General features: G+C 72.2%; 17 protein-coding genes and 1 tRNA gene. 8 read left to right on the top strand and 10 right to left on the bottom strand.

Annotation, left to right across the window (positions count from 1 at the left end; translation table 11 throughout):
- Window positions 1–723, bottom strand: a 723-nt coding sequence (locus OP18_RS44905; RefSeq protein ID WP_033365564.1) for a hypothetical protein, incomplete at its 3' end; no start/stop codon positions are given.
- Between the two features lie 160 nt (window positions 724–883).
- On the bottom strand, window positions 884–1,618 hold the full coding sequence (locus OP18_RS54005) for a class E sortase (RefSeq protein WP_052388293.1): 735 nt from the start codon (window positions 1,616–1,618) through the stop codon (window positions 884–886).
- A 161-nt stretch (window positions 1,619–1,779) separates the two neighbouring features.
- Between OP18_RS54005 and OP18_RS44895 the strand changes: the two genes are divergently transcribed.
- The gene (locus OP18_RS44895; protein WP_156090230.1) at window positions 1,780–3,969 is read left to right on the top strand and encodes a putative bifunctional diguanylate cyclase/phosphodiesterase; all 2,190 of its coding nucleotides are present in this window, start codon (window positions 1,780–1,782) and stop codon (window positions 3,967–3,969) included.
- A 42-nt stretch (window positions 3,970–4,011) separates the two neighbouring features.
- On the opposite strand, the gene OP18_RS44890 is transcribed toward OP18_RS44895, so the two are convergent.
- A complete protein-coding gene (locus OP18_RS44890) occupies window positions 4,012–4,503 on the bottom strand; it encodes a phosphatase domain-containing protein (RefSeq protein ID WP_033365628.1) in 492 nt (163 codons plus the stop codon).
- A gap of 283 nt (window positions 4,504–4,786) precedes the next feature.
- On the opposite strand from OP18_RS44890, the gene OP18_RS44885 reads away from it, so the two are divergent.
- The 4 genes from OP18_RS44885 to OP18_RS44870 all read left to right on the top strand — a co-directional run bounded on the left by OP18_RS44885 (window position 4,787) and on the right by OP18_RS44870 (window position 8,396).
- Window positions 4,787–5,479 (top strand): phosphoribosyltransferase, encoded by a 693-nt coding sequence (locus tag OP18_RS44885; RefSeq protein WP_052388291.1) that lies wholly within the window; start codon window positions 4,787–4,789, stop codon window positions 5,477–5,479.
- 81 nt (window positions 5,480–5,560) lie between these two features.
- Entirely contained in the window at window positions 5,561–6,301 is a 741-nt protein-coding gene (locus OP18_RS44880) for an ATP-binding protein (RefSeq protein WP_052388290.1), read from the top strand.
- A gap of 153 nt (window positions 6,302–6,454) precedes the next feature.
- Window positions 6,455–7,603, top strand: coding sequence for a SigB/SigF/SigG family RNA polymerase sigma factor (locus OP18_RS56270; RefSeq protein WP_081971657.1), 1,149 nt, complete (start codon window positions 6,455–6,457; stop codon window positions 7,601–7,603).
- Window positions 7,604–7,676: 73 nt separating this feature from the next.
- Window positions 7,677–8,396 carry a GAF and ANTAR domain-containing protein gene (locus OP18_RS44870; RefSeq protein WP_033365561.1) on the top strand — a complete coding sequence of 240 codons (720 nt, stop codon included), beginning with the start codon at window positions 7,677–7,679 and terminating at the stop codon, window positions 8,394–8,396.
- Window positions 8,397–8,475: 79 nt separating this feature from the next.
- Here OP18_RS44870 and OP18_RS44865 read toward each other — a convergent pair whose 3' ends face one another.
- The 7 genes from OP18_RS44865 to OP18_RS44835 all read right to left on the bottom strand — a co-directional run bounded on the left by OP18_RS44865 (window position 8,476) and on the right by OP18_RS44835 (window position 15,929).
- Complete coding sequence (locus tag OP18_RS44865; RefSeq protein WP_033365559.1) at window positions 8,476–10,098, bottom strand: S8 family peptidase; 1,623 nt, start codon at window positions 10,096–10,098, stop codon at window positions 8,476–8,478.
- A 129-nt stretch (window positions 10,099–10,227) separates the two neighbouring features.
- Complete coding sequence (locus OP18_RS44860; RefSeq protein ID WP_052388288.1) at window positions 10,228–10,590, bottom strand: response regulator; 363 nt, start codon at window positions 10,588–10,590, stop codon at window positions 10,228–10,230.
- A gap of 71 nt (window positions 10,591–10,661) precedes the next feature.
- Window positions 10,662–10,859, bottom strand: a complete 198-nt coding sequence (locus OP18_RS44855) for a hypothetical protein (protein WP_033365556.1) — start codon at window positions 10,857–10,859, stop codon at window positions 10,662–10,664.
- A gap of 22 nt (window positions 10,860–10,881) precedes the next feature.
- A complete protein-coding gene (locus OP18_RS44850; RefSeq protein WP_033365554.1) occupies window positions 10,882–12,504 on the bottom strand; it encodes a glycoside hydrolase family 13 protein in 1,623 nt (540 codons plus the stop codon).
- Window positions 12,501–13,364: a carbohydrate ABC transporter permease gene (locus OP18_RS44845; RefSeq protein WP_052388298.1), complete on the bottom strand. Its 864-nt coding sequence runs from the start codon at window positions 13,362–13,364 to the stop codon at window positions 12,501–12,503. Before OP18_RS44845 ends, OP18_RS44850 begins: the two co-directional genes overlap by 4 nt.
- 143 nt (window positions 13,365–13,507) lie before the next feature.
- A complete protein-coding gene (locus tag OP18_RS44840) occupies window positions 13,508–14,506 on the bottom strand; it encodes a carbohydrate ABC transporter permease (RefSeq protein ID WP_033365551.1) in 999 nt (332 codons plus the stop codon).
- A gap of 82 nt (window positions 14,507–14,588) precedes the next feature.
- Window positions 14,589–15,929 (bottom strand): ABC transporter substrate-binding protein, encoded by a 1,341-nt coding sequence (locus OP18_RS44835; RefSeq protein ID WP_033365548.1) that lies wholly within the window; start codon window positions 15,927–15,929, stop codon window positions 14,589–14,591.
- A 186-nt stretch (window positions 15,930–16,115) separates the two neighbouring features.
- Between OP18_RS44835 and OP18_RS44830 the strand changes: the two genes are divergently transcribed.
- The 3 genes from OP18_RS44830 (at window position 16,116) to OP18_RS44825 (ending at window position 17,483) form a co-directional block, all read left to right on the top strand.
- On the top strand, window positions 16,116–17,144 hold the full coding sequence (locus OP18_RS44830; RefSeq protein WP_245635753.1) for a LacI family DNA-binding transcriptional regulator: 1,029 nt from the start codon (window positions 16,116–16,118) through the stop codon (window positions 17,142–17,144).
- 49 nt (window positions 17,145–17,193) lie between these two features.
- On the top strand, window positions 17,194–17,331 hold the full coding sequence (locus tag OP18_RS58235; protein ID WP_156090229.1) for a hypothetical protein: 138 nt from the start codon (window positions 17,194–17,196) through the stop codon (window positions 17,329–17,331).
- A 79-nt stretch (window positions 17,332–17,410) separates the two neighbouring features.
- Window positions 17,411–17,483: transfer RNA gene (locus OP18_RS44825), tRNA-Lys, on the top strand.
- Window positions 17,484–18,125 lie beyond the last annotated feature (642 nt).

Genomic DNA, 18,125 nt, shown 5'->3' with positions numbered 1-18,125 from the left:
CGACTGATCCGCCACACTCCGCTTCGACACCGCATCCTCACCACCCTCACCACCCGCAGCCCGACCCACGGGCGGCACAGCCGGCGGCGTACCACCACCACCAGCACCACCACCGCCGGCCGGGGCGGTCCGCCCGGAAGCGGACCCGGAACCGGAGGCGGAGGCGGATGCGGCAGCCGAGGCGGCGGGCGCGGAGGCGGACGCGGGCGCGGCGGCAGCAGCGGGGGCGGATGCGGCGGCAGCAGCGGGGGCGGGCGCGGCGGCCGGTGGCGCCGCGGCGACGGGGGTGGCGGCCGCCGCGGCGGGGGCCTGGACGACGACGACCGGCTCGACCACGACCTCGACGACCGGCGTCGGGTCGACGACGGTGCCCTGGACCACCCCGGCGACCTGCGCGTCGACCTGTGCGTCCGCGGCCGGTGCGGCGGCGGCCGGTGCGGCGGACTGCGCTCCGGCGTCAGCGGCCGCCGCCTGCGCGTCGGCGGCGGGCGCGGCGGCGGCAGCGGGGGCGGGCGCGGCGGCAGCGGGGGCGGGCGCGGCGGCGGGGGTCGAGCCGTCGGTGATGCAGGCGTTGACGGCCGCGATGACGCCGGTGTCGTCGCCGGCCAGCTCCTCCCGCGACCCCGGCGCCGCCTCCAACGCCACCAGGTCCCGGTCCAACTGGTCCAGGTTCTCGTGCGACTCCACGAGGAACTCCTGAACGATGTCACCCAAGTCGCTCACGGCCAGGCTCCCTTCAGCCCTCACCGGGACAAACCACGCACAGGGTCCGCGCGCCGCGCTCCCGGCGGCGAACTCACTGGACAATCGGCATGATGCGGGGCCGGTCAAGGAGATTCGTTGCGTTCTGGTAATCAGACCGTCACGCACGGTGTCGAGCGGGTCAGCCGAGCTCGACCGGTGGCGGCCCGCCGACGGGGTCGCGGCGCACCAGGGTGGCCTGCCGGATCAGGCGGCGCGCGGTGCTGAGCTTCGGCTCGCAGGTGACCAGCGTGAGCAGCGGACCGGCGCCGGGCGCCGGCGGGGCGAGCACCTCGCTCTGCTCCGGTTGGACCACGCTCGCGTCGACGACCCGGTAGACGAGCCACGTGTCGCGGGTCTCCACCACGACGGGGGCGCTGACCTCCAGCTCGTCGAGGTCCCAGAAGACGCCCGGGTAGCGGTGCCCGGCGATACCCGTGTTGCCGGTCTCACCGAACGCGGCGGTGCCGGGGATGCGCCCGGGGCCGAGCATGAGCCGCGCCTCGTCGGAGCCTTCGACCACGTACAGCTTCAGGTGCAGCGTCGGCACGTGCAGCAGCGCGACCGGCCCGCCGTCGCCCGCCCCGGCGTCCTGCCCGGCGGCGCCATCGGTGTCCCGCGGCGCGCCGCCGAACGGCATCGGCGCCGGGGGTCTGCGCCCGGCCGCCTCGGCCGCGGCGGCAGCGCCGGCGTGGGTGCGCCGGCCGTCCCGCGCCCACTCGGCGGCGAGCCGCTCCTGCGCGGCGTGGACCGCGCGGACCCGGCCCCACCAGTTCCAGGCCGTCACGCCGCCCGCCGTCACACCCGAGGCGAGCAGCAGGATCGCGGCCAGCAGGAGCAGGCGGGTCGTCCGGTCGCCGCCTCTGCCGGTACCCACAAAATGGACTATAGGCCTCAATATTTGGGCACAAGCCGCTTCCGTCACCATTCAGCCGAGCGGTGGACCCCGTTCGCACCCCGCGGCGGAACCGGCCGGCACCCGGCGGCCCGCTGAATGGAACGGTGAGGATCTGGCTGTGGTTCTTGACGTGCGCCGCCGTGGCGTCCGCTGTGGCCGCCGCCGCGACCCCGGACGGCGCCGGCGGCTGGTGGGTCGTGGTCCAGGTGGCGTGCCTGGGCGCGGCCGTGGTCGGGCTGCGCCGGCACCGGCCGGCACCGGCGGTCGCGTACTGGCTGCTGGTCGCGGGCGTCGCCGCGTCGGCCCTCACCACCGCCGTGAGGACCGCCGTGCCGCGGCCGGCGCCGGCGGTGGAGGTGGGCTACCTGCTGTGCTACCCGCTGACCGGGGTCGCGCTGTGGCTGCTCGCCCGCCGCCTGCGGCCGTGGTCCTCGACCCGGCTGCTCGACGCCGCCATCGCCCTCATCGGCCTGGCGCAGCTGGCGTGGGCGTTCGTGCTGTACCCGCTGGCGTCCCGGGCCGGGCTGGGCGAGGCGACGACGGCCGGCATCATCGCCCTCGCCGTGTGCGACCTGCTGGTGGTGACGTTGCTGCTGCGGGTCGCGTTCGCGGTGCGGCCCGGCGTCGCGGCCGGGCTGCTGCTGTCCTCGACGGCGGCGCTGGTCCTCACCGACGCCGGCCACGTGATCATGTACGTGTGGGGTCGCGGCCACGCCGTCGCCAGCCCCGTGACGTCGGCCGGATGGCTCACGTGGAGCCTCCTGCTCGCCGCCGCGTGCCTGCACCCCGGCATCCGCGACGTCGGCGAGCGCCCCCGCACCGGCGACGAGAGCGCCACCCCCGTCGCCGGCTTCATCGCCCTGGCCGTGCTCGGCCCGGCCGTCCTCGTCGCCGCCATCGGCATCCGCCACGGCGCCGCGGCGGTGGCGCACGCCGCCGTGCCGGCCGCCCTCACCGCGGCGCTCATGGTGACGATGGTGCTGCGCCTCGGCCGGGCCCTGCGGGAGCGCACGTCGCTGCAGCGGGAGCTGGCCTTCCGCGCCCAGCACGACGTGCTGACGGGCCTGGCGAACCGGGAGGAGTTCCGGCTGCGGCTGCAGGCCGGCATCGACGCCCTCGGCGGGGCCGCCGGACCGGGGATCGGGCTGCTCATCATGGACCTGGACGGGTTCAAGGACGTCAACGACACCCTCGGCCACCCGGCCGGCGACGCGCTGCTGCTGCAGGCCGGCGAGCGGCTGCGGGCCGCCGCCGGGTCCGGGGACCTGGTCGCCCGGCTCGGCGGCGACGAGTTCGCCGTCGTCAGCCCGCGCCTCGACAGCCTGGACGAGCTCGCCGACCGGTGCGTCGCGGACCTGGCCCGGCCCTACCGCGTCGACGGCCGCGAGGTGCACCTCACCGCGAGCGCCGGCGTCTACCGCGGCGTGCCGGCGAGCACCGGCGAGGCGCTGCAGAACGCCGACCTGGCCCTGTACGCGGCCAAGGAGGCGGGCCGCAACCGCGCCGAGCGCTACGACCCGCGCCTGCGCGCCGCGCACGTCGCGCACGCCGTCCTGGCCGACCAGCTGCGGGCCGCGGTGGACGGCGGGTCCGGGTTCGCCGTGCACTACCAGCCGGTCGTCGACGTGCACACCGGCCGGGTCGCCGCGGTCGAGGCGCTGCTGCGCTTCACCGCCCCCGACGGCGCCGCGGTGTCGCCGGTCCGGTTCGTGCCCGTCGCCGAGGAGACCGGGCTGATCTGCCGGCTCGGCGCCTGGGTCCTGGAGCGCGCCTGCACCGACGCCCGCGCCTGGCACGCCTCGCACGGCATCTCCGTCACCGTCAACGTCTCCGGCCGCCAGCTGCGCGACCCGCGGTTCGCCGACGACGTCCTGGCCACGCTCAAGCGCACCGGGCTGCCCGGCGCCGCACTCGTCCTGGAGATCACCGAGACGGTCCTGGTGACCGCGACCGTCGAGGAGACCGAGGCGGTCAGCCGGCGGCTGGCCCGGCTGCGCGCCCACGGCGTCCGGATCGCCATCGACGACTTCGGCACCGGGTACTCGTCCCTGGCGTACCTGCGCACCCTGCCGATCGACGTGCTGAAGATCGACCGGGCGTTCGTGTCCCGGGTCGCCGACCGCCAGGAGAAGGCCCTCTTCCGCGCCGTGGTCGAGCTGGCCCGCAGCATGTACCTGCAGCCGGTCGCCGAGGGCGTGGAGACCGGCGAGCAGGCCGCCGCCCTGCGCGAGCTGGACTGCGGCTTCGCCCAGGGGTTCCTCTTCGCCCGCCCGATGCCCGCCGACGCCCTGCGGGCGCACCTGGCCACCCAGCTCACGGTCGCCGCGTGACGGACGGCCCGCAGCGGACCACGGCGGGCCGGCAGGCAGGTCCTAGGTGCGGCCCTCGCGCTCCTGGGCGGTGTGCAGGGTCGAGGAGTGCGGGACCCAGTCGGCGAGCAGGACCGGGTGGCCGAGGCTGCGCAGCCTGGCGACCACCTCGGGGTCGTCGTCGACCACGACGGCGATCGGGGACTCGCGGGCCAGCCGGGCCAGCTGGCCCGCCTTGAAGTCCCGGGCCGGGCGCCGGTCGTTGGCGGGGCGCATGAAGAGCAGCTCCGCGGGCAGGCCGGCCCGGCGCAGCCACGCGTCGGTGACCGGGCGCAGGTGCTCGGGGCGGCCGGTGAGCCACACCAGTACATGCTCGGCGGCGTGGCGCAGCGCGAGCTCGACGCCCTCGGGCAGGACCGGGTCCCGGTCGGCCGCGGCGAAGAACCTGGCCCAGTCCTTGGGCCGCTTGTCGAGGTGGCGCAGCCGGTGCCGGACGTCGGCCACGACCCCGTCGATGTCGAAGACGGCGAGCGCCGCGTCCCGCTGCTCTGGCATGTCCACCCGCTCATTCTGCCGGGTCCGCCGCGTCACTCTGAGAACACGACATATCAGGCGTTTCCGACATGTCGCGTTCACCCCCGAAGAAGTACGCCAAGCGGACGTTTTCCCAGCTCATCAGGCGTAGTCTTCGCACCGTGCGTGGCGGCCGCGGCAGAGCGGCCAAGCGGGGACGAGGCCCAGCGTGGCGACGCCCCCACCGCGCCGATCGAAGGGGGTGTCCGCTTGATGCGGATCATGTTGACCGGCCTCCGGGTCGCCCGAGTGAAAGCCTACGACCATGTGGCCGCCTGAGGAGGAGCGCTTCGCGGACCGGACGGCCGCGGGACGCATGCTCGGCACCGCGGTCGCGGCTCACCTGCGGCAGTTCGACCTGACCCACCGGCCGCTCGTCCTCGCGCTGCCCCGCGGCGGGGTACCCGTCGGGCACGCGGTGGCCCAGGCCATCAGGGCCGACTTCGACCTCATGATCGCCCGGAAGATCGGACTGCCGTGGCAGTCCGACCACGGCGTCGGCGCGATCGCGGAGAACGGGCCACCGGTGTTCGACCGCAGCGCGCTCGCGTGCGCCGGGCTGACCACCAGCGACCTGGCCCCCGCGGTCCAGCGGGAGCGGGTGGAGCTGCGGCGGCGGCAGGAACGCTACCGCGGGTCACGCCCGCCGGCGGAGGTGACCGGACGCGCGGTCGTCCTCGTCGACGACGGGCTGGCCACCGGGGTCACCGCACGCGCGGCGATCCGCGCGCTGCAGACCGGCAAGCCGGCGCACGTCGTGTTCGCGGCGCCGGTGTGCGCGGCGGAGTCGGTGGACCTGCTCACCGGCGACGTCGACGCCGTCATCGACATCCACTCCCCCCGGGACTTCCACGCCCTCGGCCTGTACTACGCCGATTTCGCCCCGGTCACCGACGCCGACGTCGCCGACGTCTGCGCCATGGCGTGGGGTGCCGTGAAGGTGCCCGCGCCGGTCTGACAGCGCAGGACATAGAAGAACACCCGACGCTCTGCCCGCCGCCAGGGTTTAACCCACCTGGGGCGGGTAGAGCGTCACCCCATGAGGGCGAGTCTTGCCGCGACCGTCGAGATCCGCGGCGACGCGACCGTGGTGCACCTGGCCGGCAGTCTCGGCGTGAGCACCGCGTCGGTGCTGCGCACCACCGTCCTGGAGTGCCTGGCCACGGAGCCGGCGGTCATCGTCCTGGACGTCTCTGAGCTGCGGGCCCACGACGACGTGGCGCTGACCGTGCTGCCCGCCCTGGCCCAGCACGCCGCGGCCTGGCCCGGCAGCGCGGTGAGCATGGCGGCCGCCCCCGCGCCGCTGCGCTCCGCGCTGGACCGGATGGCGGTCGCGCGGCAGATCCCCCTTTTCGCCACCACCGACGCGGCGATCGCGCACGGCTGCACCGGCGCGCCCGGCGAGCCGCGCGGGATGCGCGCCAACCTCCAGCCGATGCTCGACGCGACCGCCGCCGCGCGGCACCTGGTCGGCCGCGCCTGCCGGCTGTGGGGGGTCGCGCGGGTCGCCGACCTCGCCGAGCTCATCATCACCGAGCTGGTCAGCAACGGGGTCCGGCACGCGCGCACCAACCTGGAGGTCCGCGTCGCGCTGCGCCACCGGCAGCTGCACCTGTCGGTGCGGGACGGCAGCCGGCAGCTGCCGGTCCGCGGCAGCAGCGGTGACACCCTCGCCGAGAGCGGCCGGGGGCTGCTCGTCGTCGAGGCGCTCACCGACCGGTGGGGTTGCACGCCGGTGCCCGACGGCAAGGTCGTCTGGGCGACCCTGCGCACCCGGTAAAGGTCACCCAGGACCTCACCCTTTCACATATTCATTGGCAATTCCCCCGTGCGTACAGTGACCGGGAAAGCAATTCCGCCCGGTTCCACGACCGCACGCTCAACCGCGAATCGCTTGCTGCGCAACGCGATGGGATAGGGGGGAGTCTCCACCATGGAGACAATGCCCATATACAGAGACCGATTCGATTCGGCGCTTTCACTGGAATCCTGGCGTCACGGGGACGAGGAGATCCTGCGCCCTTCCGGAGTGCTCGACCACGCGGCGAGCCTCGACCTGCGACTCGCGCTCCGCCAGCGGCTCGACGCCGGCCAGGTGAACCTGACGGTCGACCTGTCCCGGCTGCGGCTGCTCGACTGCGCCGCCGCCGACACCCTGCTCCGGACCCAGCTGGAGGCACAGGAGCGCGGCGGCGGGCTGCGGACCCCGGGCGCGGCCGATCTGGTGCTGGACGTCCTGGAGATCATCGGGGCGGCGAAACGCCTGCGCGCCTACGACGATCCTCCCCAGGGCCCGCCGGCCCCCGTACCGGAGGAGGAGGAACCGCAGAGCCAGTGGACGACCGTCAACGAGCTGCTGCGTCAGGCCGCCACGATGGACGTCAAGGACGCCCGGCGGGGTGCGCTGCGGCAGCGGGCGATCGAGCACAGCCTGCCCCTGGCCGACCGGCTGGCCCGCCGGTTCCACGGGATGGGCGAGTCCCCCGCCGACCTCAGCCAGGTCGCGGCGCTGGGGCTGATGAAGGCGATCGACGGGTTCGACCCCGACTACGGCACCGACTTCGGCGGCTACGCGACGCCGACGATCGTCGGGGAGCTCAAGCGGTACTTCCGGGACAAGGGCTGGGGGGTCCACGTGCCCCGGCGGCTGCAGGAGCTGCGGATCGAGATCAACCGGGTGCGTGACACGCTCGGGCAGCGGCTGGGGCGCTCCCCCACCCCGCACGACGTGGCCGAGCACCTGGGGGTCGCCGAGGACCAGATCCTCGAGGCCCTCGTCGCGTCCTCGGCGTACCGGCCGGTGTCGCTGTTCGCGCCGCTCGGCGGGGACGACGACGCCGGCACCCTCGCCGACGTCCTCGGCGACGACGACCGCGACATCGACGGGGTTGAGTTCCGTCAGGCGGTCAAGCCGCTCATCGCACGGCTGCCGGAGCGGGAGCGGCGGATCCTGTCGCTGCGCTTCTACGGCAACCGGACCCAGGCGCAGATCGCCGCGGATCTGGGCATCTCCCAGATGCACGTGTCGCGGCTGCTGTCGCGCACGTTGGAGGGGCTCCGAAGGGCTCTGCTCGACGGTTGAGATCACGGACCGCCGGGTAGGAGGCCCCCGGTGCACCGCCGGCACCGCCGCCGGCGTGGCTGAAGGGGGAAACGTGACGGACCTCCACACGGTGGAGATCGCTGCTGTGCTGCGCCAGCTCACGGCCCGCCTGATCGCCAGCGACGACCTCGACGAGGCCCTGGAGGACCTCGTCGAGACCGCTGCCGACCTGGTGGACGGGGCCTCGTGGTGCGCGGTCACCCTGGTGCGGGCGGGTGGACCGTCCACCGCCGCATCCTCGCCCGAGCTGCCCGCGGAGCTGCACGACAGCCAGTACCACAGCGGCACCGGACCCTCGATGGAAGCGATCCGGTCCAGGGATCTCATCGTCAGCGCCGACCTGTCGGCGGACGACCGCTGGCCCGGCTGGCGCGAGGACGCGCTCGCCGCCGGGGTGCACGGCGTGCTGACCGTCCCCGTCGACATCGACGAGCAGGTCATCGGGGCGTTGACGGTGTACGCGGCACAGCCCGGACGGCTCACCCCGGACGCGGGGCTGACCGCCGTGCTGATCGCCGAGCACGCCGGGCTGCTGCTGGCCGCGGTGCTCGACCGGGGGCGCCAGGCCGACCTGCACGCGGAGCTGACGGAGGCGCTCGCCGACGGCGAGACCGTCAACCGGGCCATCGGCATCATGATGGCGCAGCGGGCGTGCTCGTCGGACGCGGCCCTGGACGTGCTGCGCGGCACCGCGAGCCGGCTCGGCCTGCCGCTGTCGGTCGTGGCGCAGCGGCTGGTGGAGACGGTGGAGCGGCGCGCGACCGTCGCCTGAGACGCCCGTGCGGCCGCACCGGCCCGCCATCCTTGGCGACACCGGTGCGGCCGAGCTGTGCGGCGGGCCGTGCCACTGGTCAGACCGTCAGGGTCCAGCTGTCCAGGTAGCCGACGTTGCCCTTGTACGAGTCGCGCACCCGCAGCTTCCAGGTGCCGTTCTTCGGGCGGCTGCCGAGGTTCACCGTGTACGTGGCGTTGAGGTTCCTCGCCCTGTCCTTGGAGCTGGCGGCCTTGAGGCGCTTGACCGAGCCGTTCGGCGCGATCAGCTCGACCACCAGGTCGCCCTTCTTGGCGTGCACGACGTGCACCTCGACGCGGGCCTTCGCCGACGCCCTGCCGGCGCAGCCGCTGACCACGACGGCGGTGGTGACGGTGCCGCGGTCGCGGATCGCGGCGTCGGCCGGGTTGGTGCGCACGTTGCACGGCGCCGGCGGCGCGGCGACCACGGCGACCGGCTGCTGGACCGGCTGCTGCGTGACGGGCTGCTGGGTGACGGGCTGGGTGACGGGTGCCGCCGCGGTCGGCGCCTGCAGCAGGAGGTTCGGCGAGCCGGCGCCCGGGTCGCCGACGGTGTCGCGCACCGCGGTGGCCAGCAGCGCGTCCTGCACCTGCGCCGGGGTCGCCGACGGGTTCGCCGACAGGTAGAGCGCCGCGGCGCCGGCGACGTGCGGGGTCGCCATCGAGGTACCGCTCATGATCGCCGCGCCGGTGTCGCCGCTGTTGCTGGCCGAGGTGATCGCGACGCCCGGGCCGAACAGGTCGACGCAGCCGCCGTAGTTGGAGAAGGACGCCCGGTTGTCGTTGGCGTCGGTCGCGCCGACGGTGATCGCCTCCGCGGCGCGGGCCGGGGAGACCCCGCAGGCGTCGGTGTTGCTGTTGCCGGCCGCGATCACGTACGTGACGCCGGAGGCGATCGAGTTGCGCACCGCCTGGTCCAGGGCCGGGCTGGCGGAGCCGCCGAGGCTCAGGTTCACCACGGCCGGCTTCTGCGCGTTCGCGGTGACCCAGTCGATCCCGGCGATGATGCCGGAGTACGAGCCGGAGCCGTTGCAGTCCAGCACCCGGACGCTGACGATGCTGACCGACTTGGCCACGCCGTAGGTGCTGCCGCCGACGGTGCCGGCGACGTGGGTGCCGTGGCCGTGGCAGTCGCTCGCGTCGGTGTCGTTGTCGACGAAGTCGTACCCGGAGCGGGCCCGGCCGCCGAACTCGCTGTGCGTCAGGCGCACGCCGGTGTCCAGCACGTACGCGGTCACGTTCGCGGCGGTGCCCGGGTAGGTGTAGCTGCCGTCGAGCGGGCGCCGCGCCTGGTCGATGCGGTCCAGCCCCCACGGCGCGCCACCCTGCGTGCCGGCGAGGGCGACGGTGCGGTCCTGCTGGACGTACTCGACGAGCGGGTTCGCGGCGAGCCGCTTCGCGCCGCGCTCGGTCAGCCGCGCCGAGAAGCCCTTCAGCGTGCTGCCGAACGACCGCTGCAGCGTGCCGCCGAACCGCTCGGCGAGCCGGCCGGCACCGGCGGCGGCGTCGGCGGCCGTCACGGTGTCCTTGAGCACGACGATGTACCGGTCCCGGAGCGCGCCCGGCTGGCCCGCGCCGCGGATCTGGCCCTCCGCCGGGGCCGCCAGGGCCGCGGAGCCGGCGGCCATGAGCCCGGCGACCGACGCGGCGGCGACGAACGTGGCGCGCTGGATGACTCGCATCTGGCTGGTCCCTCCCGAAGTGGTGACGTCTGGTGTCACCAATGTTCGGGAGCGGGTGGTGCGTCGCCGGTGCGCCGCGGGTTGCCGTGGGGTTGCCGCGTCCCCCGGTCGTCGGGACCGGCCGGGCCGTCAGTGCGACAGGCAGTTGATGGTCGCCAGGAGGCTGTTGAGGGGACGCCCGCGGGTGAGCTTCGTGTCGGCGAGGGACAGGCCGTGCACCGACGTGGCGTGCGGCGCGTTCGCGCTGTAGAACACCACGGGCAGGTCCGCGGTCGCCTCATGGGCGCGGAACAGGTCGAGCAGCTCGTCACCGTCGGTGCGCGGCAGGTGCAGGTCGAGCACGGCCACGTCGAAGTGCGGCCCGCCGGCGGCGACGTCGAGCGCCTCCTGCGGCGTGGCCGCGGTGATCACGTGGTGGCCGCCGATCTGCAGCCTGATCGCGGTGGTCTCGCGGATGTCGGCGTCATCGTCGACGAGCAGCACACGGGCCATGACAGCAGGGTTCCCCTCCCGACGGACCGCAACCGTCCCACCGGCACGGGAACCCCACCACCGCACACGCGCTACGCGCTCGGCCGCCGCCGGCGCATGATGATCACCACGACCACGATGGCGATGATGACCACGACGGCGCAGCAGCAGCCGCCGATGAGGCCGCCGCTGCCGCCGCTCACCTTTGGCTTCTTCTTCGCCACCTCACCGCCGAGCTCCAGCGCCGTGGGGTTGAGGTAGCTGACGACGTACGCGAAGAGAGCGGTCATGCCGTCAAGGTAGCGGGTGTTGTCACGCCCTGATCCACGCGGTCGTGTCGGGCGGCAGGCTGCCGTCGGCGGCGAGGTCACCGCTGGCGAGCAGCACCTCCCCCGGCGGCAGCGGCGCGGGCACCTGGCCGAAGTTGGTGATCACCCGGATGCCGCCGTTGCGGAAGTCGACCAGGTCCTCACCCGGGCTCTCGTGCCAGGTGAGCACGCCGCTGCCCAACTGGTGGGTGCGGCGCAGGCGCAGCGCCTCGGTGTAGAGCGACAGGGTCGAGCCGGGCACGCCGCGCTGGGCGTCGGCGGCGAAGCGCCCCCAGTCGGCCGGCTGCGGCAGCCACGGCGCGGACCCCGGGCCGAAGCCGAACGACGGCGCGTCGGCCTCCCACGGCACCGGCACCCGGCAGCCGTCGCGGCCCCGGACCTCGTGCTTGGAGCGGAACCAGGTCGGGTCCTGGCGCTGCTCGTCGGGCAGCGTCGTGTGCTCCGGCAGGCCGAGCTCCTCGCCCTGGTACAGGTAGGCCGAGCCGGGCAGCGACAGCATGAGCATCGTGGCGGCCCTGGCCCGGCGCAGGCCGAGCGCCTCGTCGGGCTGCGGGTCGTCGACGCCGATGCCGCCCTGGGTGCTGTAGCCGGGCTCGAACCCGAGGCGGGACGCGTGCCGCACGACGTCGTGGTTGGACAGCACCCAGGTGCACACGGCACCGACGAGCGCCACGCCGTCGATCGACTCGATGATCGCGGCCCGCTGGTCGGCCGCGGTCCACGGGGCCATCAGGTAGCCGAAGTTGAACGCCTGGTGCATCTCGTCGGGGCGGACGTACCGGGCCATCCGCTCGGCCGGCGACACCCACGCCTCGCCGACCATGATCCGGTCGCCGTCGTAGGAGTCCAGGACCCGCCGCCACGAACGGTAGATGTCGTGCACGCCGTCCTGGTCCCACATCGGCGGGGTGCGGTGCTCGGCGCCGGGGCTGGTGATCGGCACGTGCGCCTCGGTCCAGTCCGGCAGGCCGCTCTCCTTGATCAGGCCGTGCGCGACGTCGACCCGGAAGCCGTCGACGCCCCGGTCCAGCCAGAAGCGCAGCACGTCCTCGAACATCGTCCGGACCTCGGGCAGGTCCCAGTTGAGGTCGGGCTGGCTGGCGTCGAACAGGTGCAGGTACCACTCACCGTCCGGCACGCGGGTCCAGGCGGGGCCGCCGAAGACGCTCTGCCAGCCGTTGGGCGGCAGCTCACCGTCCGCGCCGAGGCCCTTGCGGAAGTGGTACCGCTCCCGGGCCTGGCTGCCCGGTCCGGCCGCCAGCGCCTCCTTGAACCACACGTGCTCGCTGGAGGTGTGGTTGGGCACGAGGTCGACCAGGACCCGCAGGTTACGGGCCTTCGCCGCGGCGACCAGGGCGTCGAAGTCGTCCAGGGTGCCGAACCGCGGGTCGACGTCGCAGTAGTCGGCGACGTCGTACCCCGCGTCGTGCTGCGGCGAGCGGTAGAACGGCGACATCCACAGCGCGTCGACACCCAGCTCCGCCAGGTGGTCCAGGCGCGACGTGATGCCGCGCAGGTCCCCCATGCCATCACCGTCCGCGTCCGCGAACGAGCGTGGGTAGACCTGATAGATCACGGCATCACGCCACCAGACCAGCGAACTCACCCCTTGACTCCACCGGCCAGCAGGCCGCGAACGAAATAGCGTTGCAGTGACAGGAACACGATGATCGGGATGACCATCGAGACGAACGCCCCGGAGGTCAACCGCTGCCAGTCGTTGCCCCGGGTGCCGGCCAGCTCGGCGAGCCGCACCGTCAGCGGGCGGGTCTCCGGGCCGGAGGTGAACACCAGGGCCACCAGAAGATCATTCCAGATCCACAGGAACTGGAAGATCGTGAGGGAGGCCAGCGCCGGCGTGATGAGCGGCAGCACGATGCGCCGGAACGTCATCGCCGGGCCCGCGCCGTCGACCCGGGCCGCCTCGAACAGGTCCTTCGGCAGCTCGGACATGAAGTTGTGCAGCAGGAACACGCCGAGCGGCAGACCGAAGCAGGTGTGCGCGAACCACACGGCGAAGAAGCCGCCGCCCCAGCTGGTGTAGTCGCCCAGGATCTGCAGCAGCGGGATGAGCGCCATCTGCAGCGGCACGATCTGCAGCGTGAACACGCCGATGAAGATCCAGTCCCGGCCGCGGAAGTTCAGCCAGGACAGCGCGTACGCGGCCATGGCGGCCAGACTGACCGAGAACAGCACGGCCGGCACGGTGATGGTCAGCGAGTTGATGAAGTAGCTGGCCAGCCGGCCGGACGACGCCGAGGTGCCGAAGACGACCTCGTTGTAGTTGTCCAGGGTCAGGCTGGGGTTGGTGAAGAACTTCCACCAGCCCGTGGTCTTGATGTCGTTCTCGGGCCGCAGCGACGAGACGAACAGGCCGAAGGTCGGGATCGTCCAGACGATCGCGATGATGATCGCCACGACGCTGGCCACGCGGGAGCTCAGCTTCCGCCGGACCCGGGCGGCCATCGTGTCCGGCTCGCCCCGGCCCGCGCCCTTGTACAGCGGGCTGGTCTCCTTCGGGACCTCGGTCTTCTCCAGCCTCGTGACGGTGTTCGCGCCCGGGCTCGTGTCCTCGTTCTTGTCCTCGTTCTTGTCGAGGGAAACGTCGCTCATCGGATCTCCGCTCGCTTCCGCAGCTGCCGGACCTGGTAGGCGACGACCGGCACGACGAGCAGGAACAGCACGACGGCGAGCGCGGCACCGCGCCCCTCACCGCTGGGGTCGTCACTCAGCCGGAAGGCCTGGTTGTACATCTCGAAGGCGAGCACGCTGCTCTTGAAGTTGCCGTTGGTCGACGTCCGGACGATGTCGAAGACCTTCAGCGTGGCGATGGTGATGGTGATGGTGACCACCACGACCGCCGGCCGGATGCTCGGCATCGTGACCTTCCAGAACATCTGCCACGGGTTGGCCCCGTCCAGCCGCGCCGCCTCGACGATCTCGGCCGGGATCGCCTTGATCGCGGCGGACAGGATGACCATCGCGAAGCCGGCCTGGATCCAGATCATCATGACGATCATGTAGAAGGTGTTGCTCGGCGAGCTGGTGAGGAACTGCTGGGGCTCCATGCCGAACCACACGAGGATCTGGTTCAGCAGACCGATCTGCTCCTGGTCCGCCTCGCGGTACGCGTAGACGAACTTCCAGATGATCGTGGCGCCGACGAGCGAGATCGCCATCGGCATGAAGATCAGCGACTTGGCGATGCCCTCACCACGGGCCTTGTCGACCAGCACCGCGTAGATCAGGCCGAACGCGGTGGCCAGCAGCGGCACGCACACCACCCAGAAGAGGGTGTTGCGCAGCATGATCAGCGTGTCGTCGTTGGTGACGATCCAGCTGTAGTTGTCCAGCCCGACGAACGAGCCGCGGGAGTTGTTGTAGAACGACAGGGTGACCGTGCGGATCAGCGGGTAGACCAGCCCGACGCCGAGCAGGAGGAGCGCGGGGCCGAGAAAGCCGAACATCTGCAGGCGCTCTTTGCCCTTCCCCCATCTGGGCAGGATGTCGAGCACGAACAGGAGCCCACCGACCGCGGCGACGAAGCCGCCCATGAAGAGCAGTGCCGGCCAGATCTTGTCGACGTCTTCGGAGAAGTCGTATTCCATGGGGGGTGTCCTCCGACCGGCCGGCTCCGGCACCGCGGTGCGCTCGCGCGCACCGCCGCACCGGAGCCGGGCCTCAGCTCACTTACTTGGGCCAGGTGCTTTCGATGTAGTCCAGCGTCGCCTTCGTGTCCTTGGTGCCGTTGATCCAGTCGGTCATACCGGTCCAGAAGGACTTGGAGCCGACCGCGGCGGGCATCAGGTCCGAGCCGTCGAACCGGGCCACGGTGGCCGGGTCCTGCAGGATCTTCACCGAGAGCTTGTCGATCGAGCCGGTGACCAGGTTGACGTCCAGGCTCTTGTTGGCCGAGATCCAGTCGCCGAGCTTCGCCTTGCTGTTGGCCCACTCGCCGGAGGCGAGGTAGGTCTGCACCTTGACGACCTCGTCACGGTCCGAGAACGCGGAGACGAACTCGCCACCGACCAGGACCGGCTTGCCCTTGGCGGGGTCGACGGCCGGGAAGTAGAACGCGAACACGTCGCCGTCCTCGGCCACGTTCGTGCCCTTCGCCCACTGGTTGGAGTAGAAGTTGGCCTGGCGGTGCAGACCGCACTTCTTGTCCTTGACCGGCAGGCCACCCTCCTGGAAGGAGGTGGTCACGATGGTCTTCGGGTTACCGACGTACTTCGGGTTCTTCAGGATCGAGGCGGTCCGCTCGGCAGCCGACACGATGCGGGGGTCGTTGAACGGGATCGAGTGGTTGACCCACTGGTCGTAGACGTCGGGGCCCTGGTCACGCAGGACGATGTCCTCGATCCAGTCGGTGGCCGGCCAGCCGGTCGCGTCACCGGACTCGATGCCCGCGCACCACGCCTTGATGCCGGTCGCCGCGATGTCGTCGGAGAGCTTGATCATCTCGTCCCACGTGGTGGGGACCTTGTAGTTCTTCTCCTTGAACAGCTGCGGCGAGTACCACACCAGCGACTTGACGTTGGCACCCATCGGGACGCCGTACACCTTGCCGTTGACGGTGGCGTACTTGGCCCAGTCCTTCGACCAGTTCTTGTCGAGGTTCGCCTTCACCGACGCGGGCAGCTCCTTGAGCTGGCCCTTCGTCGCGAACGAGGCGAGCAGGCCGGGCTGCGGGAAGACCGCGATGTCCGGCGGCTGACCTCCGTCGGCGCGCACCTTGACCTGGGTCTCGAACTCGCCGGACCCCTCGTAGTCGATCTTGATGTTGGTGCACTCCTCGAACTGCTTCCAGGACGCGGTCAGCTTGTCGGCCTCGGCGTCACGGATGGTCGCGTAGATCGAGACGGTCTTCTTCTTGTCGACCTTGTATTGCGCGTACGGCGCGCACTCAGGCTTGTCGGCGGCTGATGAGCCGGTGTCGCTGTCACTGTCACCGCAAGCGGCGGCGACGAGTGCCAGCGCGGCCACACCGGCGAGCGCGAACGCCCGACGCCGCCTCGAAAGGACAGCCATGGTTAGCCTCCTTTGGCTAGACCCGGTCCGGGCGAACAGCTCCGCCCACGTACCGGTGTGCTGTGTCCCTCGGATGTAAGCGTTTGCAAGGTCGGTTTGTCGAGCCCTTCGGCAGGATTGATCGATAACGAGTTAGCAACACGGCGGACATATTGCTGTGGCGCCGAGTGTTGCTAGCCTCCCCGTGTGGCCGACGTTCCCGTGCCCGTGAGCATGGAGGACGTGGCCCGGCTGGCCGGGGTCTCCTCCGCCACCGTGTCACGCACCCTCCGAGGGCTGCCCAACGTCTCCGACGAGACGCGCGACCGCGTGCTGCAGGCCGCGGCGGCGCTGTCGTACGTCGTGTCGCCGATCGCCTCCCGGCTCGCCAGCGGCCGCACCCACACCGTCGGGGTGATCGTCCCGTACGCCGCCCGCTGGTTCTTCGGCCAGATCGTCGCCGGCGCCGAGTCCGTCCTGCGCGAGCACGACCTGGACCTGCTGCTGTACAACCTCGGCGACGGCGCCGCCCGCCAGCGCTTCTTCGGTCAGCTGCCGCTGCGCCGCCGCGTCGACGCCGTCCTCGTCGTCGCCATGCAGTTCACCGACCCCGAGATCGCCGACCTGCGCAGCCTCGGCGTCCCCATCGTCGCCGTCGGCCACGACGTGCCCGGCGCCGGCTGCGTCCGCATCGACGACGTGGCCGCCGCCACCTCCGCCATCCAGCACCTGCTGAGCCTCGGCCACCGGCGGATCGGCATGATCTCCACGTACGCCGACCAGGCGATGTTCCTGCCCGTCGCGCACGCCCGCCGCCGCGCGTACATCGACACCCTCACCGCCGCCGGCCTGCCCGTCTGCGACGAGCTGGTCATGTCCGTCCCGCACGGCCTCGACGGCGGCGAGCAGGCCATGCGCCGCCTCCTCGCCCTGCCCGACCCGCCCACCGCCGTCTTCGCCGAGTCCGACGAGCTCGCCTTCGGCGCCCTGTCCGCCCTGCGCCGCACCGGCCGGCACGTCTCCGTCATCGGCTTCGACGACCACGAGCTCAGCGCCCTGCTCGACCTCACCACCGTCCGCCAGCGCGTCTTCGAGCAGGGCGTCCTCGCCGCCGGCATGCTCCGCCGCGCCATGACCGTCAGTGACTGGACCCCCGAAGAGCTCCTCATGCCGACCACCCTGGTCCTGCGCGCCTCGACCTGGCCCGTCGCGGTTAGGACCGCCAGCACCGGGTAGCTCGCCGCCCGTTGGATTCCCTTCGGTAGCACTTCAGGGGGTTAGTGCCATGACCGAGATGCCGGTGACCTGGGAGCAGCCGGACGACGAGCTCGAGGACCTGATCGGCCCCGACGCGGAGTTGATGGAGCAGGAGCCGGAGCAGCCCACACCGACGGACTTCTTCTGGGAGGACGACGAGGAGTAACGCACCGCACAGGCCGGACGGGGGTATCTCGTTTTTGGGGCACCAGTGGGGCGTGCTAGAGTTTCCTCCGTTCAGCCAGGCGCCGCTAGCTCAACTGGCAGAGCAGCAGACTCTTAATCTGCGGGTTGTAGGTTCAAGTCCTACGCGGCGTACGAGATCGAATCGGCGGCCCCTGCTTCGCGGCGGGGGCCGCTTGCCGTTGTCGATCTCGTATCCCCCGCGCACGGCTGGCGCCGCGCTCCCCAGTGGGGGAGCTTCGCTCCACCCACACCCCCTCAACCCCGTAGCGGGGCCGCTCGCGTCATGCCGGCGCGACGTTCAGAGGGCCGGACGGGGTGCTGGACCGGTCGCAGCGACTTGGGCGGTCCGGGGCGATCTCGAGTGTCTCCAGCGCCGGGGCTCCGCCGCCCTGTGCTTGCCGAAAACCCCGTCCGGGCAGTTCAGGCGGCGTGTTTGCACTCGAGGCTCTGATGCGGTCGATGGTCGTTGTAGAAGGGTCGCGATGGCCAAGCGCGCCCACGGCGTCATCGTCGAGAGCAACGCCGACCACCTCTCCATGCTCGAGGCCCGGACGCGGTCACCGCGCTGATCGAGAAGGCTGCGCGAACCAACTGACACGTAGTACGTCCCTGTCGACAGCAGCGTGAGACGCCCGTCCCGGTCCTCGGGGCGGGCGCCTCCGGCGGCGGTTGCTCCGGCCGCTGATAGAGGTGCAGGACACCCCGGACAGTGGTGAGGTTCCTCGGCCTCCCGTTCAGGCTTGCGACTGGAAGCAGGCCCTGGACGTGGACTAC

Origin of the sequence: Dactylosporangium aurantiacum, assembly GCF_000716715.1 — a bacterium.
Lineage (GTDB): Bacteria > Actinomycetota > Actinomycetes > Mycobacteriales > Micromonosporaceae > Dactylosporangium > Dactylosporangium aurantiacum.
This window is presented reverse-complemented; position numbering and strand designations above follow the sequence as displayed.

Coding starts and splice junctions, on each gene's coding strand:
- OP18_RS44835 (WP_033365548.1), bottom strand. CDS start 15,929: ATGGCTGTCCTTTCGAGGCGGCGTCGGGCGTTCGCGCTCGCCGGTGTG.
- OP18_RS44880 (WP_052388290.1), top strand. CDS start 5,561: ATGAGGGCGAGTCTTGCCGCGACCGTCGAGATCCGCGGCGACGCGACC.
- OP18_RS44840 (WP_033365551.1), bottom strand. CDS start 14,506: ATGGAATACGACTTCTCCGAAGACGTCGACAAGATCTGGCCGGCACTG.
- OP18_RS58235 (WP_156090229.1), top strand. CDS start 17,194: ATGACCGAGATGCCGGTGACCTGGGAGCAGCCGGACGACGAGCTCGAG.
- OP18_RS44885 (WP_052388291.1), top strand. CDS start 4,787: ATGTGGCCGCCTGAGGAGGAGCGCTTCGCGGACCGGACGGCCGCGGGA.
- OP18_RS44890 (WP_033365628.1), bottom strand. CDS start 4,503: ATGCCAGAGCAGCGGGACGCGGCGCTCGCCGTCTTCGACATCGACGGG.
- OP18_RS44865 (WP_033365559.1), bottom strand. CDS start 10,098: ATGCGAGTCATCCAGCGCGCCACGTTCGTCGCCGCCGCGTCGGTCGCC.
- OP18_RS56270 (WP_081971657.1), top strand. CDS start 6,455: ATGGAGACAATGCCCATATACAGAGACCGATTCGATTCGGCGCTTTCA.
- OP18_RS44860 (WP_052388288.1), bottom strand. CDS start 10,590: ATGGCCCGTGTGCTGCTCGTCGACGATGACGCCGACATCCGCGAGACC.
- OP18_RS44855 (WP_033365556.1), bottom strand. CDS start 10,859: ATGACCGCTCTCTTCGCGTACGTCGTCAGCTACCTCAACCCCACGGCG.
- OP18_RS44845 (WP_052388298.1), bottom strand. CDS start 13,364: ATGGCCGCCCGGGTCCGGCGGAAGCTGAGCTCCCGCGTGGCCAGCGTC.